The organism is Simiduia aestuariiviva (assembly GCF_014192475.1).
GTDB classification, from domain to species: Bacteria; Pseudomonadota; Gammaproteobacteria; order Pseudomonadales; family Cellvibrionaceae; genus Simiduia; species Simiduia aestuariiviva.
Genome location: NZ_JACHXZ010000004.1, coordinates 41,378 through 58,400, shown reverse-complemented (window position 1 = coordinate 58,400; position 17,023 = coordinate 41,378). Strand labels below are relative to the sequence as shown.

At 57.1% G+C, this 17,023-nt stretch carries 13 protein-coding genes; 5 read left to right on the top strand and 8 right to left on the bottom strand.

Translation table 11 applies throughout. The features are described 5' to 3' along the window. Positions 1-95: 95 nt before the first annotated feature. From FHS30_RS13415 to FHS30_RS13395, 5 genes are all read right to left on the bottom strand, one after another. Positions 96-1,955: a M1 family metallopeptidase gene (locus tag FHS30_RS13415; protein ID WP_221197312.1), complete on the bottom strand. Its 1,860-nt coding sequence runs from the start codon at positions 1,953-1,955 to the stop codon at positions 96-98. Between the two features lie 148 nt (positions 1,956-2,103). After that, positions 2,104-3,450, bottom strand: a complete 1,347-nt coding sequence (gene accC / locus FHS30_RS13410) for an acetyl-CoA carboxylase biotin carboxylase subunit (RefSeq protein ID WP_183911024.1) — start codon at positions 3,448-3,450, stop codon at positions 2,104-2,106. Positions 3,451-3,494: 44 nt separating this feature from the next. Then, complete coding sequence (gene accB / locus FHS30_RS13405; protein WP_183911023.1) at positions 3,495-3,953, bottom strand: acetyl-CoA carboxylase biotin carboxyl carrier protein; 459 nt, start codon at positions 3,951-3,953, stop codon at positions 3,495-3,497. 55 nt (positions 3,954-4,008) lie between these two features. Further along, on the bottom strand, positions 4,009-4,449 hold the full coding sequence (gene aroQ, locus FHS30_RS13400; RefSeq protein ID WP_183911022.1) for a type II 3-dehydroquinate dehydratase: 441 nt from the start codon (positions 4,447-4,449) through the stop codon (positions 4,009-4,011). A gap of 338 nt (positions 4,450-4,787) precedes the next feature. Continuing rightward, a complete protein-coding gene (locus tag FHS30_RS13395) occupies positions 4,788-6,557 on the bottom strand; it encodes a protein-disulfide reductase DsbD family protein (RefSeq protein ID WP_246341348.1) in 1,770 nt (589 codons plus the stop codon). A 200-nt stretch (positions 6,558-6,757) separates the two neighbouring features. Here FHS30_RS13395 and FHS30_RS13390 point away from each other — a divergent pair, with 200 nt between their 5' ends. From FHS30_RS13390 to FHS30_RS13370, 5 genes are all read left to right on the top strand, one after another. Then, positions 6,758-7,456, top strand: a complete 699-nt coding sequence (locus FHS30_RS13390) for a tetratricopeptide repeat protein (RefSeq protein ID WP_183911020.1) — start codon at positions 6,758-6,760, stop codon at positions 7,454-7,456. Positions 7,457-7,635: 179 nt separating this feature from the next. Further along, positions 7,636-9,567 carry an EAL domain-containing protein gene (locus FHS30_RS13385; protein ID WP_183911019.1) on the top strand — a complete coding sequence of 644 codons (1,932 nt, stop codon included), beginning with the start codon at positions 7,636-7,638 and terminating at the stop codon, positions 9,565-9,567. A gap of 76 nt (positions 9,568-9,643) precedes the next feature. Continuing rightward, complete coding sequence (locus tag FHS30_RS13380) at positions 9,644-10,087, top strand: copper chaperone PCu(A)C (RefSeq protein ID WP_183911018.1); 444 nt, start codon at positions 9,644-9,646, stop codon at positions 10,085-10,087. Between the two features lie 21 nt (positions 10,088-10,108). After that, positions 10,109-11,191: a DUF2333 family protein gene (locus FHS30_RS13375; RefSeq protein WP_183911017.1), complete on the top strand. Its 1,083-nt coding sequence runs from the start codon at positions 10,109-10,111 to the stop codon at positions 11,189-11,191. A 6-nt stretch (positions 11,192-11,197) separates the two neighbouring features. Next, entirely contained in the window at positions 11,198-13,585 is a 2,388-nt protein-coding gene (locus FHS30_RS13370; RefSeq protein ID WP_183911016.1) for a DNA polymerase II, read from the top strand. Between the two features lie 13 nt (positions 13,586-13,598). Here the strand turns inward: FHS30_RS13370 and FHS30_RS13365 are convergent, their stop codons facing one another. From FHS30_RS13365 to cdd, 3 genes are read right to left on the bottom strand one after another with little or no spacing between them, the layout of a single operon-like run. Beyond that, entirely contained in the window at positions 13,599-15,221 is a 1,623-nt protein-coding gene (locus tag FHS30_RS13365) for an HAD family acid phosphatase (RefSeq protein ID WP_183911015.1), read from the bottom strand. A 33-nt stretch (positions 15,222-15,254) separates the two neighbouring features. After that, on the bottom strand, positions 15,255-16,235 hold the full coding sequence (locus FHS30_RS13360) for a substrate-binding domain-containing protein (RefSeq protein ID WP_183911014.1): 981 nt from the start codon (positions 16,233-16,235) through the stop codon (positions 15,255-15,257). Positions 16,236-16,241: 6 nt separating this feature from the next. After that, complete coding sequence (cdd, locus tag FHS30_RS13355; RefSeq protein WP_183911013.1) at positions 16,242-16,637, bottom strand: cytidine deaminase; 396 nt, start codon at positions 16,635-16,637, stop codon at positions 16,242-16,244. Positions 16,638-17,023: the final 386 nt, after the last annotated feature.

Sequence of the window (17,023 nt, the reverse complement as noted above, 5' to 3'; positions counted from 1 at the left end):
GAAAAAAGCAGGCTTTTTAGCCTGCTTTTTTTATGTCTAAAATTTTTAGGCACCCCAAAAAAAGCCCGCACATGCGGGCTTTTTGCGTTGTTGGCTTAGGGGTTGACGATGGCGTCCATGGTGCCCTGCGCCAGCGGGTGGTAGCCGGGGCGGGCTTTGGCGTACACGCGTTTGGCAAACTTGGCGCCGGTGGGGCTGTCCATCAGCGCTTTGTAGAGCGGCGTGATGAGCTTGCGGCGTCCGATATGTACCAGGTAGTCCTCGAGGCGTTCGTAGGCCGGTTGATACTGATTGCGAATGGCAATGAGCAACCAGCTGTGGGCGATTTCATTGTTGCGGCTGGCGGTGAGTTTGAATTGCTTGTCCAACTCAGCCAGTTGCGCAGCTTTGAGTGCGGAGGGCATGTTGTTTAGGAAGTAGAGCCACTGGTGCACCGTCCATTGGGCGACATCGATTTGACTGGCGCGACGCTCGCCTGCGAGCCAAGCGGCACGGTCCTGATCCACTTTGGTAAAGGCGTCCGATTCTGGCTTAGGTGCACCCTCGGGAATGCCGGGCTGGTAAATCCACTGTTTCAAGCGCGCCATGGAAACCTGCTCTGGGTATTTGTCTACCAAGTGCTTCTGGACGTAGGCGAGCCACTCTTCGGAGGTCAAACTTTGGAAGGCGAAATCGGCAATGTATTGCTTGAGATAGGCATCAAAGGCGGGCCGGCCCACGCGCGCTTCCAATTCTTTCAGCAACAGTGCGCCCTTTTCATAGGGCACGTCGGAAAACGCATCGTCTGGGTCCTTGCCGCGCAAATCGATGGCCAGCTGCTGATAGGGCAGGGGCAAGTCGGCTAAATCGCTCTGCAAATCCTGATATCCGAGCACGCTCTCCATGTTAAAGCGATCCGTGCCATAGATGATCTCCATGATGCGGTAGGTCAGGTAGGTGGTGTGGCCCTCGTTGAGCCACAGGTCGCGCCAAGTGGCGTTGGTGACCGTGTTGCCTGACCAGGAGTGCGCCAGTTCGTGGGCGATGAGTGACACCAGGCTCTTGTCGCCGGCGATAACCGTGGGCGTAATGAAGCTTAAGCGTGGGTTTTCCATGCCGCCAAAGGGAAAGCTCGGCGGCAAAATCAGGAGGTCGTAGCGACCCCAGCTGTAGGGACCGTAGGCTTTTTCGGTGGCCTCTAGCATGGCTTCGGTATCTTCAAATTCCGCCACGGCGCTGTCCACCATGGAGGGCTCGGCGTAGATACCGGTGCGCTCGCCCATGGCTTTGAAGTCCAGGTCACCGACGGCTAGGGCGATGAGGTAGGAGGGTATCGCCTGTGGCATTTTAAAGGTGTACACGCCTGTCTTAGGTGCGTTGGGTGTGTTCTCGGCGCTCATAACCGCGCGCAGGGCCTTGGGCGTGCGCAGGGTAGCTACATAAGTGGTGCGCACTTGCGGCGTGTCCTGCAGCGGAATAAAGCTGCGCGCGTGAATAGCTTGAGCTTGCGTAAATAAGAAAGGGTGTTGCTTGCCGGCGGTTTGCGCGGGCGTTAGCCACTGCAGGCCCGATGCTTGCGGGCTGGTGCGGTATTGCACCTTAATTTGATCGGCGGACTTGGGCAGTGCGATGCGCAGCGCTTGGCCCATCGCGGGGTCGACCTTACCCAATTTGAAACCGGTTTTTTGCCACTTGCCATCGATGCGGGCGCTAGCGGCAATGATGGTAAGGTCGCGCGTGTCCAGCACAAGCTCCTTAGCCTCTGAATCTTTGCGGGTGATATCGAAAATCACGTGGCCCGCCAATTCGCGCTTTTTAAAGTCGACCGCGAGGTCCAGATTCAAGTGGGTGGTCAATACTTGGTGGGGGTTGGACAGGCTGTGGTAGTCCTGAGCTGGGTCTAACGTGGTAGCGCTTGCCACCTGTGCTAGCAGGGCGAACAGGCCGAGCAGGCCTGTGCTAAGTAATCGGATCATGGGCATCTCGCTGTTATGTCGGCTGATGGTGAATGTCTCGGTTATTAGACGAAGCTGGGCCGCAATTCCACCGCAGTAGTCCTGCGTTGCGCGGTCAAAAAAAAGCCCCGAAGATCGGGGCTTTTGACGTTTTGCTTGCGGCGCTGTGTTAGTGGCTCTCGCCCAGCTTCTTCTCCAGGTAGTGAATATTGACGCAGCCTTTGCGGAAGGCTTCATCGCGCACTAAATCCTTTTGCAGCGGGATATTGGTGCGAATGCCGTCAATAACCACTTCATCCAGGGCGTTGCGCATGCGGTTTAAGGCAATTTCGCGGGTGTCGCCGTAGGTGATGATCTTGGCGATCATGGAGTCGTAGTTGGGGGGCACTGTGTAGCCGCCATAGATGTGCGAGTCGACGCGCACACCCAGACCGCCGGGGCAGTGAAAGGTGTTGACCTTGCCGGGGCAAGGCATAAACGTCTTGGGGTCTTCCGCGTTCACGCGGCACTCAAAGGAGTGGCCCTTAATGACGATGTCTTCCTGCCTGAGCGACAGCTTATTGCCCGCGCACACGCTGATTTGCTCTTTGATCAAATCTACGCCGGTGACCATTTCGGTGACGGGGTGCTCCACCTGAATGCGGGTGTTCATTTCGATAAAGTAGAAATGGCCGTCCTCGTACAGGAACTCAAAGGTGCCAGCACCGCGGTAGCCGATGTCAACACAGGCTTTTACGCATGACGCCTGCACGGCGGCGCGCACATCGTCTGGAATGCCGGGCGCGGGGGCTTCTTCCAGCACTTTTTGGTGGCGGCGCTGCAGCGAGCAGTCGCGATCACCCAAGTGGATGGCGTTGCCCTGACCGTCCGACATCACCTGAATTTCTACGTGGCGCGGGTTGGTCAGAAATTTTTCCATATAGACGGTGTCGTCACCAAAGGCACCTTTGGCCTCGGACTTGGTCACCTGAATGGAATTTACCAGCGCGGCTTCCGTGTGCACCACGCGCATACCGCGGCCACCACCACCGGCGGCGGCTTTGATAATGACGGGATAGCCGATGCGTTTGGCTGTGGCCAAACAGGCTTCGCGATCATCGGGTAGTGGGCCGTCGGAACCGGGCACTGTGGGTACGCCGGCTCGCTTCATGGCGGCGATGGCGGATACCTTGTCGCCCATCAGGCGAATCACGTCGGGATCGGGGCCGATGAACACAAAGCCACTCTTTTGTACTTGTTCGGCAAAGTCGGCATTTTCAGCTAAAAAGCCGTAGCCTGGATGCACCGCTACCGAGTCGGTAATTTCCATAGCGGAAATGATCGCCGGTATGTTCAAGTAGCTTTTAGGTGATGGGTTGGGGCCAATGCAAACGGTCTCGTCGGCAAGGCGCACGTGTTTCAAATCGCGGTCTACCTGCGAGTGAACCGCCACGGTTTTAATGCCCAACTCTTTGCAAGCGCGCAATACCCGCAGCGCAATTTCGCCACGGTTTGCGATCAGAATTTTTTCAAACATGAACCAACTCCTGCTAGTCAGTCGTGTGTATGCCGGATGGCCGTTTAAACGATGGTGACTAGTGGTTGATCAAATTCAACGGGCTCGCCGTCTTCAACCAAAATGGCTTCGATGATGCCGGCTTTGTCGGCTTCGATCTGGTTCATCATTTTCATGGCTTCGATGATGCAAATGACATCGCCGGGTTTTACGTGTTTACCCACTTCAATGAAGGGGTCTGAGCTTGGGCTTGGGCTGCGATAGAAGGTGCCAACCATGGGCGATTTCACCGCATGACCATTGGAGACTTCGGCCTTGGGGGCGTCGGCAACGGGTGCTGCGGGAGCGGGGGCTACGGCCGGTGCGGCAGCTGGTGCTTGCATGCTGTACTGCATGGGCATCATTGGCTGGTGGCTGCTGCCACGGCTGATGCGCACAGATTCTTCACCCTCTTTAATTTCGATTTCGCCGATGTCGGATTCTTCCAGCAGCTCAATCAATTTTTTAATTTTGCGAATATCCATCACACTCTCACTTTGTGTTGGGCCTTGCGGCTCTTAGTCTTGTTAAGGTTTAAAGCTATTTAGCTAATTGATTCAGGGCGGCTTCCAGTGCCAGCTCGTAACCTTGGGCTCCCAGCCCACAGATAACGCCCACTGCTACATCAGAGAAATAGGAGTGGTGTCGAAAAGATTCACGTTGATGCACGTTGGAAATGTGCACTTCGATGAAAGGTATGCCGACCGCCAATAACGCATCGCGCAACGCAATGCTGGTGTGGGTAAAGGCGGCGGGATTAAAAATTATAAAATCCACCTGTTCGCGCTTGGCGTCGTGAATGCGCTCGATCAGTTCGTATTCCGCATTGCTTTGCAGGGCCTGCAGGTGGTGGCCGCTAGACAGGCAGCGCTCAGTTAGCCGCTGGTTGATGTCAGTCAGCGTGGTGGCGCCATACACCTCGGGCTCGCGCGTACCGAGCAGATTAAGGTTGGGGCCGTGTAACACCAAAATGGTTGCCATTGTGGGGTTTTCACCTCATCAAGCTGCGAACAGTGGTGGAACGTCGTCAAACATCCAGAAAAGAGGGAAGCTGACTTCGAGTAGAGCGGGAGTTTGCCCCAATTGTGACTCCATGTCCACGATAACAGAGGCAAAATGATACTTTCTGGCACTATAGCGACCTGTTCGAAGAAGATAGCATCAAAACGCTTGTTTTAACTGGCATTGGAGTGCTGCGTTGTAACACGTTAGCGTCAAATGCCGCCCCATAATGGGCAGTTTAGGGGGAGAAGAGGGCTTTTTTGAACAAAGTCTCGAAAATGGCGACCATTGGGTCGCCATTTTCGCTTAACGTGCAGCTATTGTGCGGATAGCGCTCGTTCCAAGGCGTCCGTAAAGCTGTCGGGGGTAAGAATTTGCGGCAAAACTTCGGGGTCGGCCTCGGGGTTGGCGGGAAACATGAGGTAGAGCGGCACGCCGTTGCGCTGATATTGCGCTAGCAATTGGGTGATTTCGGGGTTGTATCGGGTCCAATCCGCCTTGATTAGCTGTAAATCGGCGTCGGCTATCTCTATTTGTACCTCCCGCTGGCTAAACACCAACTTTTCGTTGGCAAGGCAAGTGAGGCACCAGTCGGCCGTGACATTGACAAAAACGGGGCGGCCTTGCGCACGCACCGACTGCCAACTGCTGGCTTGATAGGGCTGCCAGCCATCGTCCTGCTGTTCCTGCACGTTGGCGGGCAAGTAGATAGCGAGCGCCACCGCGGCCAGCGCGATCAGTCGGTTGACGGTTCCGCGCTTGCGCCAAAGCCACAGGCTAAAGCCCAGACTGAGCAGTCCGCACAGGGCGAGGGCGAGGTGATCGGCGCCGGTTTGTCTGCCCAAAACCCACAGCAGCCATATGGCGGTAAGCAAGAGCGGAAAGGCCAGCAGCTCTTTGAAAGTTTCCATCCAGGCGCCGGGCTTGGGCAGCCACCGGTGCAAATTGGGCACGTAGGTCAGCGCTAAGAAGGGCAATGCCATGCCCAGACCGAGCGCGGCAAACACCGACAGGCTGGCCAGGGCCGGTTGAGTCATCGCATAACCCAGCGCAGTGCCCATAAAAGGTGCCGTGCAGGGACTGGCGACCAGGGTGGCGAGCATTCCTGTAAAAAACGAGCCTTTGAGGCCGCCTTTAGCAGCGAGCTTGCCGCCGACATTAGAGAGCCCGCTGCCCAACTCCAGCACGCCCAGAAGCGCCATGCCCAAGATAAAAAACAGGTACACCAAGCCCAGTACTAACGCCGGTGATTGCAACTGAAAGCCCCAGCCAACGGCTTCGCCGCCCGCGCGCACGAGCAGCAATGCAGCGGCGATTGCCACAAAAGAGAGCACCACGCCGGCGGTGTAGGCCCAGCCGTGCTGGCGCCGGTGGCTCGCATCTTCACCGCTATTGGCGAGGCTGAGCGCTTTGATCGATAAAACTGGAAACACGCAGGGCATCAAGTTGAGGATTGCGCCGCCGAGCATTGCCAATACAACGGCCAGCAGCCAACTGGTATCGGTTGTTGGCACATCCGCCACGGGCAGATCTGTGAGGTTTTGTGGGCCGGGCAGCTGGGGCGGCAATTCGGTAAAGCTGTTGCTGCTGGCGTCGAAGCTAAAGCGCTGGTTGCGCGGCGGATAGCAGAGCCCTAAATCGGCACAGCCTTGAGATTCTAGGTGCAGGATGAAATCTTGACCTTCCGGGGTTGCCGTGGCGGGCAGTTGAATGTTGACCTGCTGATAGTAAACCTCAAGTTCGCGCTCGAAGTAGTCGTCATATTTGCGTTTGCCCGCTGGCCAGCTCGGGCTGTAATCCTTGCGCTGCCCGCCCAGCTCCACAGCAATTTTGAAGCGCTCTTGGTAGAGGTAATAGCCGGGGCTAATTTGCCATTGAATATTGAGGCCGTTAGGGGTCATCTCGGGCAGGCTTTGGTAGGCCTCTTCGACGGGCAAAAACTCGGGGCTTTGATCTAAATTGTTCGCGGTCGAAAACTGTGCCAGCGCGCTCTGGCAGAGTATGAGCCCGAGCAGGATTAGGTAGCGCAAACTTGGCAGGACGGTGGCGGTTGGGGCACACTGGGCGCGGTTTTTGGCAGTCGGCATGTGGGCTCGGCTCATGTTTGTCAGGCTTAAAATCTATGACGGACAATCTCAATGCCGCCATAGGTTATTGATCATTGCTGGTCGGGCAGCTTAATGGGCTTGCGAACCACTGCCAAGGGTAACACTGCCGCGTAGATAAAAACGTGCACCTGCGGCGATTCGACGTTTGTGTTTGTTCAGATTAGATGGGTTTTGGTTTGGTGAAGTTTACAGTGTGGGGCCGTGCGTTAGTTTGTGTGGCCATTGTCTGGCTGGCTGGTTGCAGTCAAGTGGTCGAACGCATTCGACCGGCGGCCTTTGTACCGCAGAGCGTGGAGCCTTTGGCGCAGGCGCAGGAATATGTGGCCGTTGCCGACCGCGCGCTGGCTGACGACCACCTCAGTCGCCCCTGGCGCAACAGTGCGGTCAACTTATATCGGCGCGCGCTGGCGCTGGACCCAAACAATGTGCGCGCCCAGCGGGGTTTGGCGCTCGCCGATCGCCGCTTTGTAGGGTTGGCGAATGCGGCGCTTAGTCGAGGCAATATGAGCCGTGCCTATGCGTTGCTTGATCGCGCACTAGCGTTAAATCCCGCCAATCACTTGGCGCGCGATCTGCGCCAGTCGCTGGTGGAGCAGGAGCAGCGATTGCTGGCCCGGGGCGAGGGCAGCGTCATGGCGCTGGACGCGGAGGCACTGGCCGAGCGCCGGGCGGCACTGGCAGCGAGGTTGCAAGATCTGGCGCAGGAGTTGGCCAATAGTGGCGAGCGGATCGTCATCTACACCCGCACCGACGCCGAAGCGCGCTGGGTCTATGCCCAGCTAAAGCGCGCGGTTCCCGAGGTGTTTTTTAGCGCCTCCACGGACCTGTCAGCCACACCGCACATCGTTCGGGTGCCCGCGGCAGTAATAAGTGGGTAAACCGTCTGGAATTTTTACCGCTCCAGCCGGTGGCGGGGTATTCTCGGCTGCTATTCTGTTAGGGTAGCCGAAATGTGTTGGCGTCTGCTGGGCGCTCTGGATGGATGTCTCAACGAAGTACTGTTTCTCAATGGCGCCTGCTAGGGATGGGGTTGCGATCGAATACATAAGGAGCCCGTGTGAGTTTACTGCGTCAATTGGTGTTATCCATTACCCTGCTCGTAGTGATTTTATTGGCGGGCAATATGACCGTCAGCGTCTACAACGCGCGCACCCACTTTTTTGAACAAATGCAGGTGCACGCGCAAGATACCGCTACCGCGCTGGGCTTTAGTATCTCTCAAGCCGCTCAGGAAAAAGATGCCGCACTCATTGGTTCAATGGTGGATGTCATCTTCGATCGCGGATATTACCAGCGTATCAGTTATGCCAATCTCGATGGCGAGCAAGTGGTGGTGCGCGAAACGCCGGTGCAGGTGGATAGTGTGCCGCAGTGGTTTATCGATCTCATAAAAATTCCAAACCCCAAAGGTGAATCCGAGGTTATCAACGGGTGGTTCCGCTTGGGCAAAATTCAGGTGGTGGGTCATACGGGATTAGCCTATCGGGATCTGTGGCGCGTATTCCGAGAGCAGTTGTGGTTGTTCGCGTTTACCGCGGTGCTGGCCTATGGCATGGCGGGCGTCTCGCTGCATTTCTTGTTGCGGCCGTTAAAAAAAGTGGAGCGGCAGGCGGAGGCGATTTGCCGGCGCGAGTTTCCAGAGCAGCAGCGCGAGCCGCGCGCCCGTGAATTGCGCAGTATGGTGCAGGCCATGAATCGCATGGTGGCGAAAATTCGCGATATGTTTAACGAGCAAATCGAGCTTACAGAATCGCTCCATCGCGCGTCTCACGTCGATCCCGTGACCGGGCTGTCCAATCGCGTGGATTTTGATGCGCGGCTGGAGGCATTTCTAAAATCGGAGCAGGGCGGCGGCGACGGCGCGCTGTTGCTTGGGCAGCTGTCAAACCTGCAGGAGTACAACGAACAGCTTGGTCGCGAGGCCGGCGACCGATTGTTGGCCACCATTGCCAACACTTTGAAACCCTTGTTGATGACCTGGCCCGGCGCTATTGTCTCGCGCCGTGGCGGCGCCGACTTTTGCATGTTTGTGCCCGGCATCGATCGACTGCAAACCGAAACCCTGTGTGCTCAATTAATTGAAGAGCTGCATACGATCAGCTGGCCGAGTGGCGCTTTGCCGTTTCATTTGGGGGCGGTGCATGAACCCAGTGTCACGCTCGACAGCCAACTGCTCAGTCGTGCTGATGCGGCACTGCGCGCTGCACAACACCAAGCGGAGGACTATTGGTGCCTGCTGACGCAGCAGAGCGATGGCGTTCGGCCCGCTGGTGAGTGGCGCAAATTATTGCGCGGCATCATCGATGAGAGTTTGCTTCAGCTTTATTTTCAACCCGTATTCGATCGCGATCGAAACCTGCTGCACAGTGAAGTGCTGGTGCGCATGGATATTGATGGCCAGTTGCAAAATGCGGGCAGTTTTTTGCCGCAGGTGGAGCGCTTTGCCTTGTCCGATGCGCTTGATCGCTGTGTGTTGTCGCTACTGGCTGAGCGATCGTTACAAGAGGATAAACAATTTTCTGTGAATTTATCGCCGCGCTCGGTGGCGTTGCCTAGTTTTCGAAATTGGATCCAACAATTCCTTTCGGAGCATCCGAAGCTCGCACGCAATTTGGTGTTGGAGGTGTCGGAGTCTGTGGTGTTGAGTCATGGTGATGCATTTAAACACTTGGTGCAGAGTGTTTCTGAGTGGGGTGTACGGGTGGCGCTTGATCACTTTGGCGTGGCGGGCAGTGCGTTTAATTATTTGCAAACCTTGCCCCTGTATTGCTTGAAGGTTGATCGCAGTTTTATCAGCCAGTTAGAGACTCGCCAAGACAATCAATTCTTCGTAAAATCGCTGGCTCAGATAGCGCATAGCTGTGATATGTTGCTGCTAGCCGAAGGCGTTGAAACCGACGCTGAGTGGGCGCAAATTCACCGTTTGGGCCTCGATGGCGGCCAGGGTTATTTGCTGGGGCGTCCCGCCGCGGAGCTGCCAAAAGGATAGCGATCGATAATGCTCATAGAGTTAAAATAAACGGTGCTCATAGCGCTACAAATAACGTCGTAGACAGGAATATTTCATGATTTTGCGCAGTGGATTGTTGTTGGGTTTGCTCTGGTCATCTTGGCTAAGCGCAGAAATGTTGGTAAGCGATGCCTGGGCCCGCGAGTCAGTACCGGGCACCAATACATCAGCCTTGTTTGCCACCATAGAAAACACCGAACGCAAGGCAACACAGTTGGTGGCTGTGGTAGTTGACGGCGTCGACAAGGCCGAATTGCACGCCCACAACGAAGAGGGTGGCATGATGCGCATGCGCCGAGTCACTGGCGTAAGTGTGGCCGGCCGGTCCAGCGTAACGCTTGCGCCCGGTGGCTACCACGTCATGTTGTTTCAATTGCGCCAGCCGCTTAAGGCCGGTACAGAGTTGCCGGTTGAATTTAAATTCAGCAATGGCGAAAAAGTAAAGGCAGTGGCGCGCGTGTTATCGCCCGCCGATGCAATGCCACACCACAATCACTAACCGACAAGGAACGCAACGCCCATGGCGTTTAATAAAGTGAAACAGTTTTGGCAGCAACGCAAACGCAAATTAGCGGATTACAGTGCCGACGTGCGCGAAGATTGGGCTGTCGAAAGCCCGCTTTGGCGCTGGGCCGTGGGCCTGGTGTTATTGCTGCTGCTAGTTATCGCGGGGCTCGGTTTTTTTTGGAGCACTGAACCCGACGGCTTTGATGTGCGCGCTATAGCAGAGCAACGGGTGCCGGTGTTGGATCAACGCAAGCGCCAAGTTGTAGGTGCGGTGACTACCGCAACGTTGATTGAGCTGGCCGATCAGCTGTTGCACAAGCCCGGCGGCTACTTCAGCAATGATATTGCCCCTCCAGGCGTGTGGATGGATAACCTGCCCAACTGGGAGTACGGGGTATTGATTCAAGTGCGCGACATGAGCAAGGCCATGCGCGAGGCGTTTAGTCGCTCCCAGTCACAGTCGCGCGAAGATCCCGATCTCACGTTGGCGGAGCCCAGATTTAACTTTGACCACAACAGCTGGGTGTGGCCATCCACGGAATCTCAATACGCTGAAGGTATTACCAAACTCAACCATTACCTAACGCGCCTGGTGGATGATCAAGCGCAAGACGCACAATTTTATGCGCGTGCCGATAACCTCAACTATTGGCTGCGCACCGTGGAGTCGCGACTGGGCAGTTTGTCGCAACGCTTGTCGGCCAGTGTTGAAAAAGTGCGCATCAATACCGATCTTGCGGGAGATACTGCGGCGCAACAATCTACTGCAACACCGCGCGAGTTGGTCATTAAAACGGGGTGGTTTGAAATTGACGATGTTTTCTACGAGGCGCGCGGTACGGCCTGGGCATTGCTGCATTTGCTCAAGGCCATCGAGGTGGATTTTGCCGACGTGCTCGAAAAGAAAAACGCGCGCGTGAGTCTGCAACAAATTATCCGTGAGCTGGAATCAACCCAGGAGACCTTGCGCAGTCCCATGGTACTCAACGGCTCTGGTTTTGGCATGTTGGCGAACCACTCCTTGGTGATGGCCAACTATATTTCCCGCGCTAACGCCGCCATTATTGATTTGCGCGAGTTGCTGTCTCAAGGTTGATCGCAAGTGAATGATCCTGTTCGACACACCCAAACCCCGCTCGACGAGCGGGGTTTTTTGTTGACGCGCGACTGGCGCGATAGCCGTTCTGGATTGGCGTTGGAGCTGTGGCTGCACACATCTGAAGGGCCCAGAGCGCTGCGCATTACTGGCCAGGAGAGTGTGTGTTTTTATAGCGCCGCACAGCATGACCAGCTTGCCACTGCCTTGGTGGGCCTCGCAGGCTGGCGAACTCAAATGCTGGCATTGAAGTGCCACGACGGCGTGGCCGTTAGTGGACTCTATTGCCGGGAGCATCGCATTCAGCGCGAAGCCATTAAGTTGCTGACCGCGGCGGGTGTGCACACCTGGGAGTCAGATGTTCGGCCCGCCGATCGCTTTTTAATGGAGCGCTTTATCACTGCCGATGTGCAGTTTACGCCGGGCCCCCGGAGTCGGGGATTTATCGCCCCGCGCCAGTTGCGCGCGACGGAGCCGATCAGTTTGTCTCTCAAGGTGTTGTCTGTCGACATCGAAACGTCTCTGGACGGCAAACACCTATTTTCAATCGGACTGCAGGGCTTAGGCGTGCGCCGCGTCTACATGGTGGGCGCTGAAACTGCCGATCATGATGGCGTTGAATTGGTGGGCTGCCTCAGCGAGCGCGACTGCTTGGATAAATTTTTACGGGCATTGCGCCTGCTCGATCCCGATATTTTAATCGGTTGGAATCTTGTGGGTTTCGATCTGTGGATGCTGCAGAGATTTTGTGATGCCGCGCGCCTGCCCTTTACCCTTGGGCGCGATGGCAAAGCGCCGCGCTGGCGCGAGGAGGGCGGTGACAGCGAGCGCCGCTATGTGCACATCGCAGGGCGCGTGGCGCTCGATGGCATCGAGCTGCTAAAGGCAGCTGCCTATAATTTTGACAGTTTCAGTTTGCAGTCGGTATCGAGTCAGGTGCTGGGTGCGGGAAAACTCATTGATCACGCCGATCGCGGCGAAGAAATTTTGCGCCAATACCGCGAAGATAAGCCGGCACTGGCCGCTTACAACGTGCAAGATTGTCAGTTGGTCAGCGATATTTTTGCAAAGCTAAAATTGCTCGATTTCGCGGTGGCTCGGGCGCGCTTAACGGGTCTGCCGCTCGATCGCATCGGTGGCTCGGTGGCCGCCTTCGAGTACGCCTACTTGCCGCTGTTGCACCGCGCGGGATTTGTGGCACCCAACCTCGGAGATGTGCAATCCGACATCGTTAGCCCCGGCGGCTATGTGATGGACTCGCGACCCGGTGTCTACACCGATGTGATAGTGCTCGACTTCAAAAGTTTGTACCCGTCCATTATTCGGAGCTTCTTGATCGATCCGTGCGGCTACTGGTTGGCGCGCGTAGCAGACTTTAATGCCGAGCTGCATGTGGATGGATTCAATGGCGCCTATTTTGTAAAAGACGGACATCTGCTGCCGGCGATTATTGAGAAATTGTGGGCCGCGCGCGACGCCGCAAAGCGCGCCGACGATCAGCCCTTGTCACACGCTATCAAAATTATCATGAATTCCTTTTACGGCGTATTGGGCTCAGAGGGGTGTCGGTTTTTCGACCCGCGCGTATGCAGTTCGATCACCTTGCGCGGCCACGAAATTATTCAGCGCTCACGCGAGTGGATTGAAACCCAGGGTTTCGATGTGATCTATGGCGATACCGATTCGGTATTTGTTTGGGTGCCGCCAGATGCCGCTGAGCAATCGGCAGCTGAAGTGGGTGCACAGCTAGCGCAGTCGCTCAATCACTGGTGGTGCGACAATTTGCGGGACGAGCACGGCGTGCAAAGTGCTCTCGAAATTGAATTTGAAACCCACTTCGAACAATTTTTTATGCCCACGATTCGAGGCTCGGAACAGGGCAGCAAGAAAAGGTACGCCGGCATCGTGCGCGATGGCGATGAGCGAAAGCTGGTATTCAAGGGGTTGGAGAGTGTGCGCACCGATTGGACGCCGTTAGCGCGCGAATTTCAAACGCAGTTGTATTGGAAACTGTTTAACGGCGAGCCATTTGCCGAGTGGGTGCAGGCGTGGGTGGCCAGCGTGCTGGCCGGCGAGCGCGACGATCAGTTGGTATATCGCAAACGGTTGCGGCGCAAATTACACGATTACGCGAAGAATCGTCCGCCCCATGTACAAGCCGCGTTGCAGTTAGACGCCGCCGGTGAAACGCCCCGGCGCGGCGACTGGATCAGCTATTGGATCACCGTTAACGGCCCGGAGCCGGTCTCGTTGCGCAAGGCCGCGAGTGCGCCGTCTCCACTGGATTACGGTCACTATTTAGAGCGTCAATTGCTGCCCGTGGCCGATGCCATACTGCCGTTTTACGGCAGCAGTTTTGGCGAGCTGGTGGATGCCCAGCTGCGCCTTTGGTGAACGAAACGCTAACTTAATGTGACCAAGAGCCGTACATGGCATTGGGCAAGAGCAGCAGGTCGCGGCCTTGACGTGGCGCTAGTGCGGCGGCATCAGCGCGGTCTTGTAATTGCTGGCTGAAATCTTGAATGTTGTCGCCCACCTCCAAAACCAATGACAATTTGCGCGCCCAGTGCGGCTTGGCCTCGGATGCGGTTTTCCAGCAGTCGGTGGCGGTGCCGGCCAATACCTGCTGGCGGCGTAGATCTTTGTCATTGATGATGCCCGCTTGGCCCACGGCGGCTTTATCCTCGGGCGCGCGACCCAAGATACAGGTGTTGCGCTTGTCGATAGCAAAACCCAGAGCGCGCAAGTTAGCCCAGGTGTGGTGATCTTGATCGCGGTTGCGATTGGTGATCAGCGCCAGCTGACCGCCGGCGGCCAATACGGCATTGACGAACGCCTTGGCGCCCGGCACTTCGCCAGCTTGTTCGGCGGCCACCCAGGCGGCCCAGCTGTCGGAGCTAAAGCCTAACCCCTGTTGGTCGCGGGCGAGGTTGTAGGCACTGTTGTCGAGCAGGGTTTCGTCCACATCCATAAACACCACCCAAGGGTCTTTGTGCTGGCGCGGCGTCGATAACACATGTGCCTGTGTTTGTGCGTACAGTGCTTGCGTCATCATGCGGTATTCCACAGCGTTGCGAGTCCAGGTTACCGCCGAACTGACTTGGCCTACCGCGCCGGCCTGTGGCAGTTTGCGCGCAAGCTTGGCGCTGATGGGGCAGTGGTCGGCCAGCATGGTGTCGCCGGGGTAGCGGTGCGAGCGGGCACTAAAGCGCTCGAAGCCCGCCGCTGCGGGCCCGCCCAATAAAATGTGATCGATCAGGTCGGGATATTTCGGGTGGCAGCTGTTGAGGCCCTGCATCGCGTTGATCAGCGCCGCGGGTTTGCCATTCATCTCTAGCAGCTCCTGCCACAGGTGATTGCCGGGCTTCAGCAGGCGGTTGTTAAAATCGCCGAGCACGGCAAAGGGCGTGTTGGCGGCCAAGCGCTGCTCAATCCAGCCATCCAGAATGGGGGCTTGCTGGGCGAGCAGCTGGCAGGCGCGGCGCTCGGTATCCTGCCGGTAGTCGTCGATGAAGCAGCCGCTCTTGGCGTGAATTACCAGCAGCTCCGTGGCCGGTTGGGTGGCGGTGAGGCTCACCACTAAGCCATGGCGCAGGCCATCTTCGTTTAAACCCAGTGCCGACAGGTTGTGTGCGGGATCGTAGCTGAAGCTCACGCCCTTGCGGATCGCCAGTGCCACGCGCTGCTGAGTTGAGCGCTGCTTGCTGCCGCGGCAGTCGTAGGTTTCGCTGGCGGCTCTCGGTGACACGACCAGCTGCCAATCGCTTTTCGGGAAAACGCGCGCCAGTGCGGCTTCGGATTCCACTTCCTGCAGGGCTACCACGTCGGCCTTGAGGCTGGCCGCGAAGGTTTGCAGCGCTTGGTAATCCGCAGCGCTGCGCGGCCGGCAGCCCGCGCCATCGCGCTCGGCCAGATGTTCTATATTCCAGCTCACCAACGTGAGGGCCGCTGGACTTTGGGTGTCCGAGGGGTTGGCGCAGGCCGGCAGTGCCAGCAGGCACAGCAGGGGCAGGAGGCGTCGCAGTATCATGAAATGTCCTTTCTTATTGCGTCAAAAATCGGGTTAGCCATGGTTCAGTGCAATGGCCGAGTTGCGCTCAACCAGTGACACGCCCACCACGCGGGTGCTGACGGGGCGGTTGCGGTCTAGCATTTTGGCCGTTAGCAGCGACAGCGCTTCGTGCGCCAGCGCGGCAATGGGTTGGCGAATGGTAGTGAGCGAGGGGGTAATCAGGGCCGACCAGGGAATGTCGTCAAAGCCCATGAGGGACACATCCTCGGGTACGCGTTTGCCCAGAGAGCGCAACTCATCGAGCGCGCCCACGGCAATCAAATCATTGGCCGCTACCACGAGGCTTGCTTTACTGGCGGCCAAGGCCTGCCGGGCGGCGGGCGATAGCTCCGAGGAAAACGGCACCTCCTCCTCCCATTGAATGTCTAGCCGACCCGCAGCCGCCTCCACAAAACCGGCGCGGCGCAGGCGCGCGCTCTCGGTTTCCTGCGGGCCACTCAATAGCCCCACGGTGCGGTGCCCCAGTTCAATGGCGTGTTGTGCCAGCAGCTGGCCGCCGGCGCGGTAGTCCGAGTGCACGGCGTCAAAGCCGGGCAGCGGCCGATCCACCAGCACTACGGGGCAGCGCAGGCGCGCCAAGCGCTGGGTGGAGCGGTTGCCGGTGGGGCACCAGATAACGCCATCCACCTGCTGCTGCTCCATCAAGTTCAGCCCCTCTTCCTCGTGTACCGCTTGATTTTGGCAGTCCACCACAAACACTGATAAGCCCACCGCGCGGGCCTCAAATTCAATTTTTTGGGCCAGTTGAGGGAAAAAGGGGTTGGTGAGATCGGGAATGATCAAGCCGATACAGCGGGTAATGCCGGTGCGCATGGCCTGAGCCTTGCGGTTGGGCTGATAGCCCAGTCGCTCCACGGTAGCCAGCACCTTGTCGCGCATGGCCGGGCTCACCGAGCCGCGGCCGGTTAAGGCGTACGAGACGGTGGCAACCGAAACCCCGAGTTCTTTGGCGATGTCTTTGAGCGTGGCCACGGGTGCTTACAGGTCGTCTTTGCTGAAGGCGTAGGGCAGCAAGTCAGCCATGGTGACCTGACGGCTATTGCCTTCGGTGTTGTACAAAAACACCGGAAAATCGGCGGCCACAAATTCACTCATCACCTGTCGGCACATTCCGCAGGGCATAATGAACTGGTCGCCTTTCCCGGCCAGCAGGTGGATAGATGCAAATTGATCGGTTTTACCCGTTTGCGAAATGGCACTCACAAAGGCCGAGCGCTCGGCGCAAATGGTGCCGCCATAGGACGCATTTTCCACATTCACCCCGGTGACTTCGGTGCCGTCGTTCATAACCAAAATGGCCGCCACGCGAAACTGAGAGTAGGGCGCGTGGGCGTTGGCCTGCAATGCCTGCAGTTTGTCGAAATAGCTGGCCATGAAGTGTCCTTGTGGTTAGTTAATGGGCGCGCGCGCCACATCACCCTCGATTGTGGCAAAGAGGCAAATTAGCCTTAGCATGCAACGCAAAAGGATACATTAATAAAGCGCTTAATCGTTTAAGTCAAGTTAAGGTGGTTTTGATTTAAGGCGTTTCAGTGGGGAGTGCACAAATCTGTGGGTGATGCGTAACACCGGCTGGCACTCTGCAGCAGCTTTTGGCGACGGCAGTCGAGGCCCATTGCGTTCGCTGAAAAAACGAATTCTCGTCGTTCAAAGATGTCGCTGCATAAGGCGCACATCGGTTGTTTAAAATGGTACAACGGCCGCGCGGGCCGCGTTTCAAAGGAAAGTCTTCCGCGCGCTACGAGAGATCAATTGGCAAT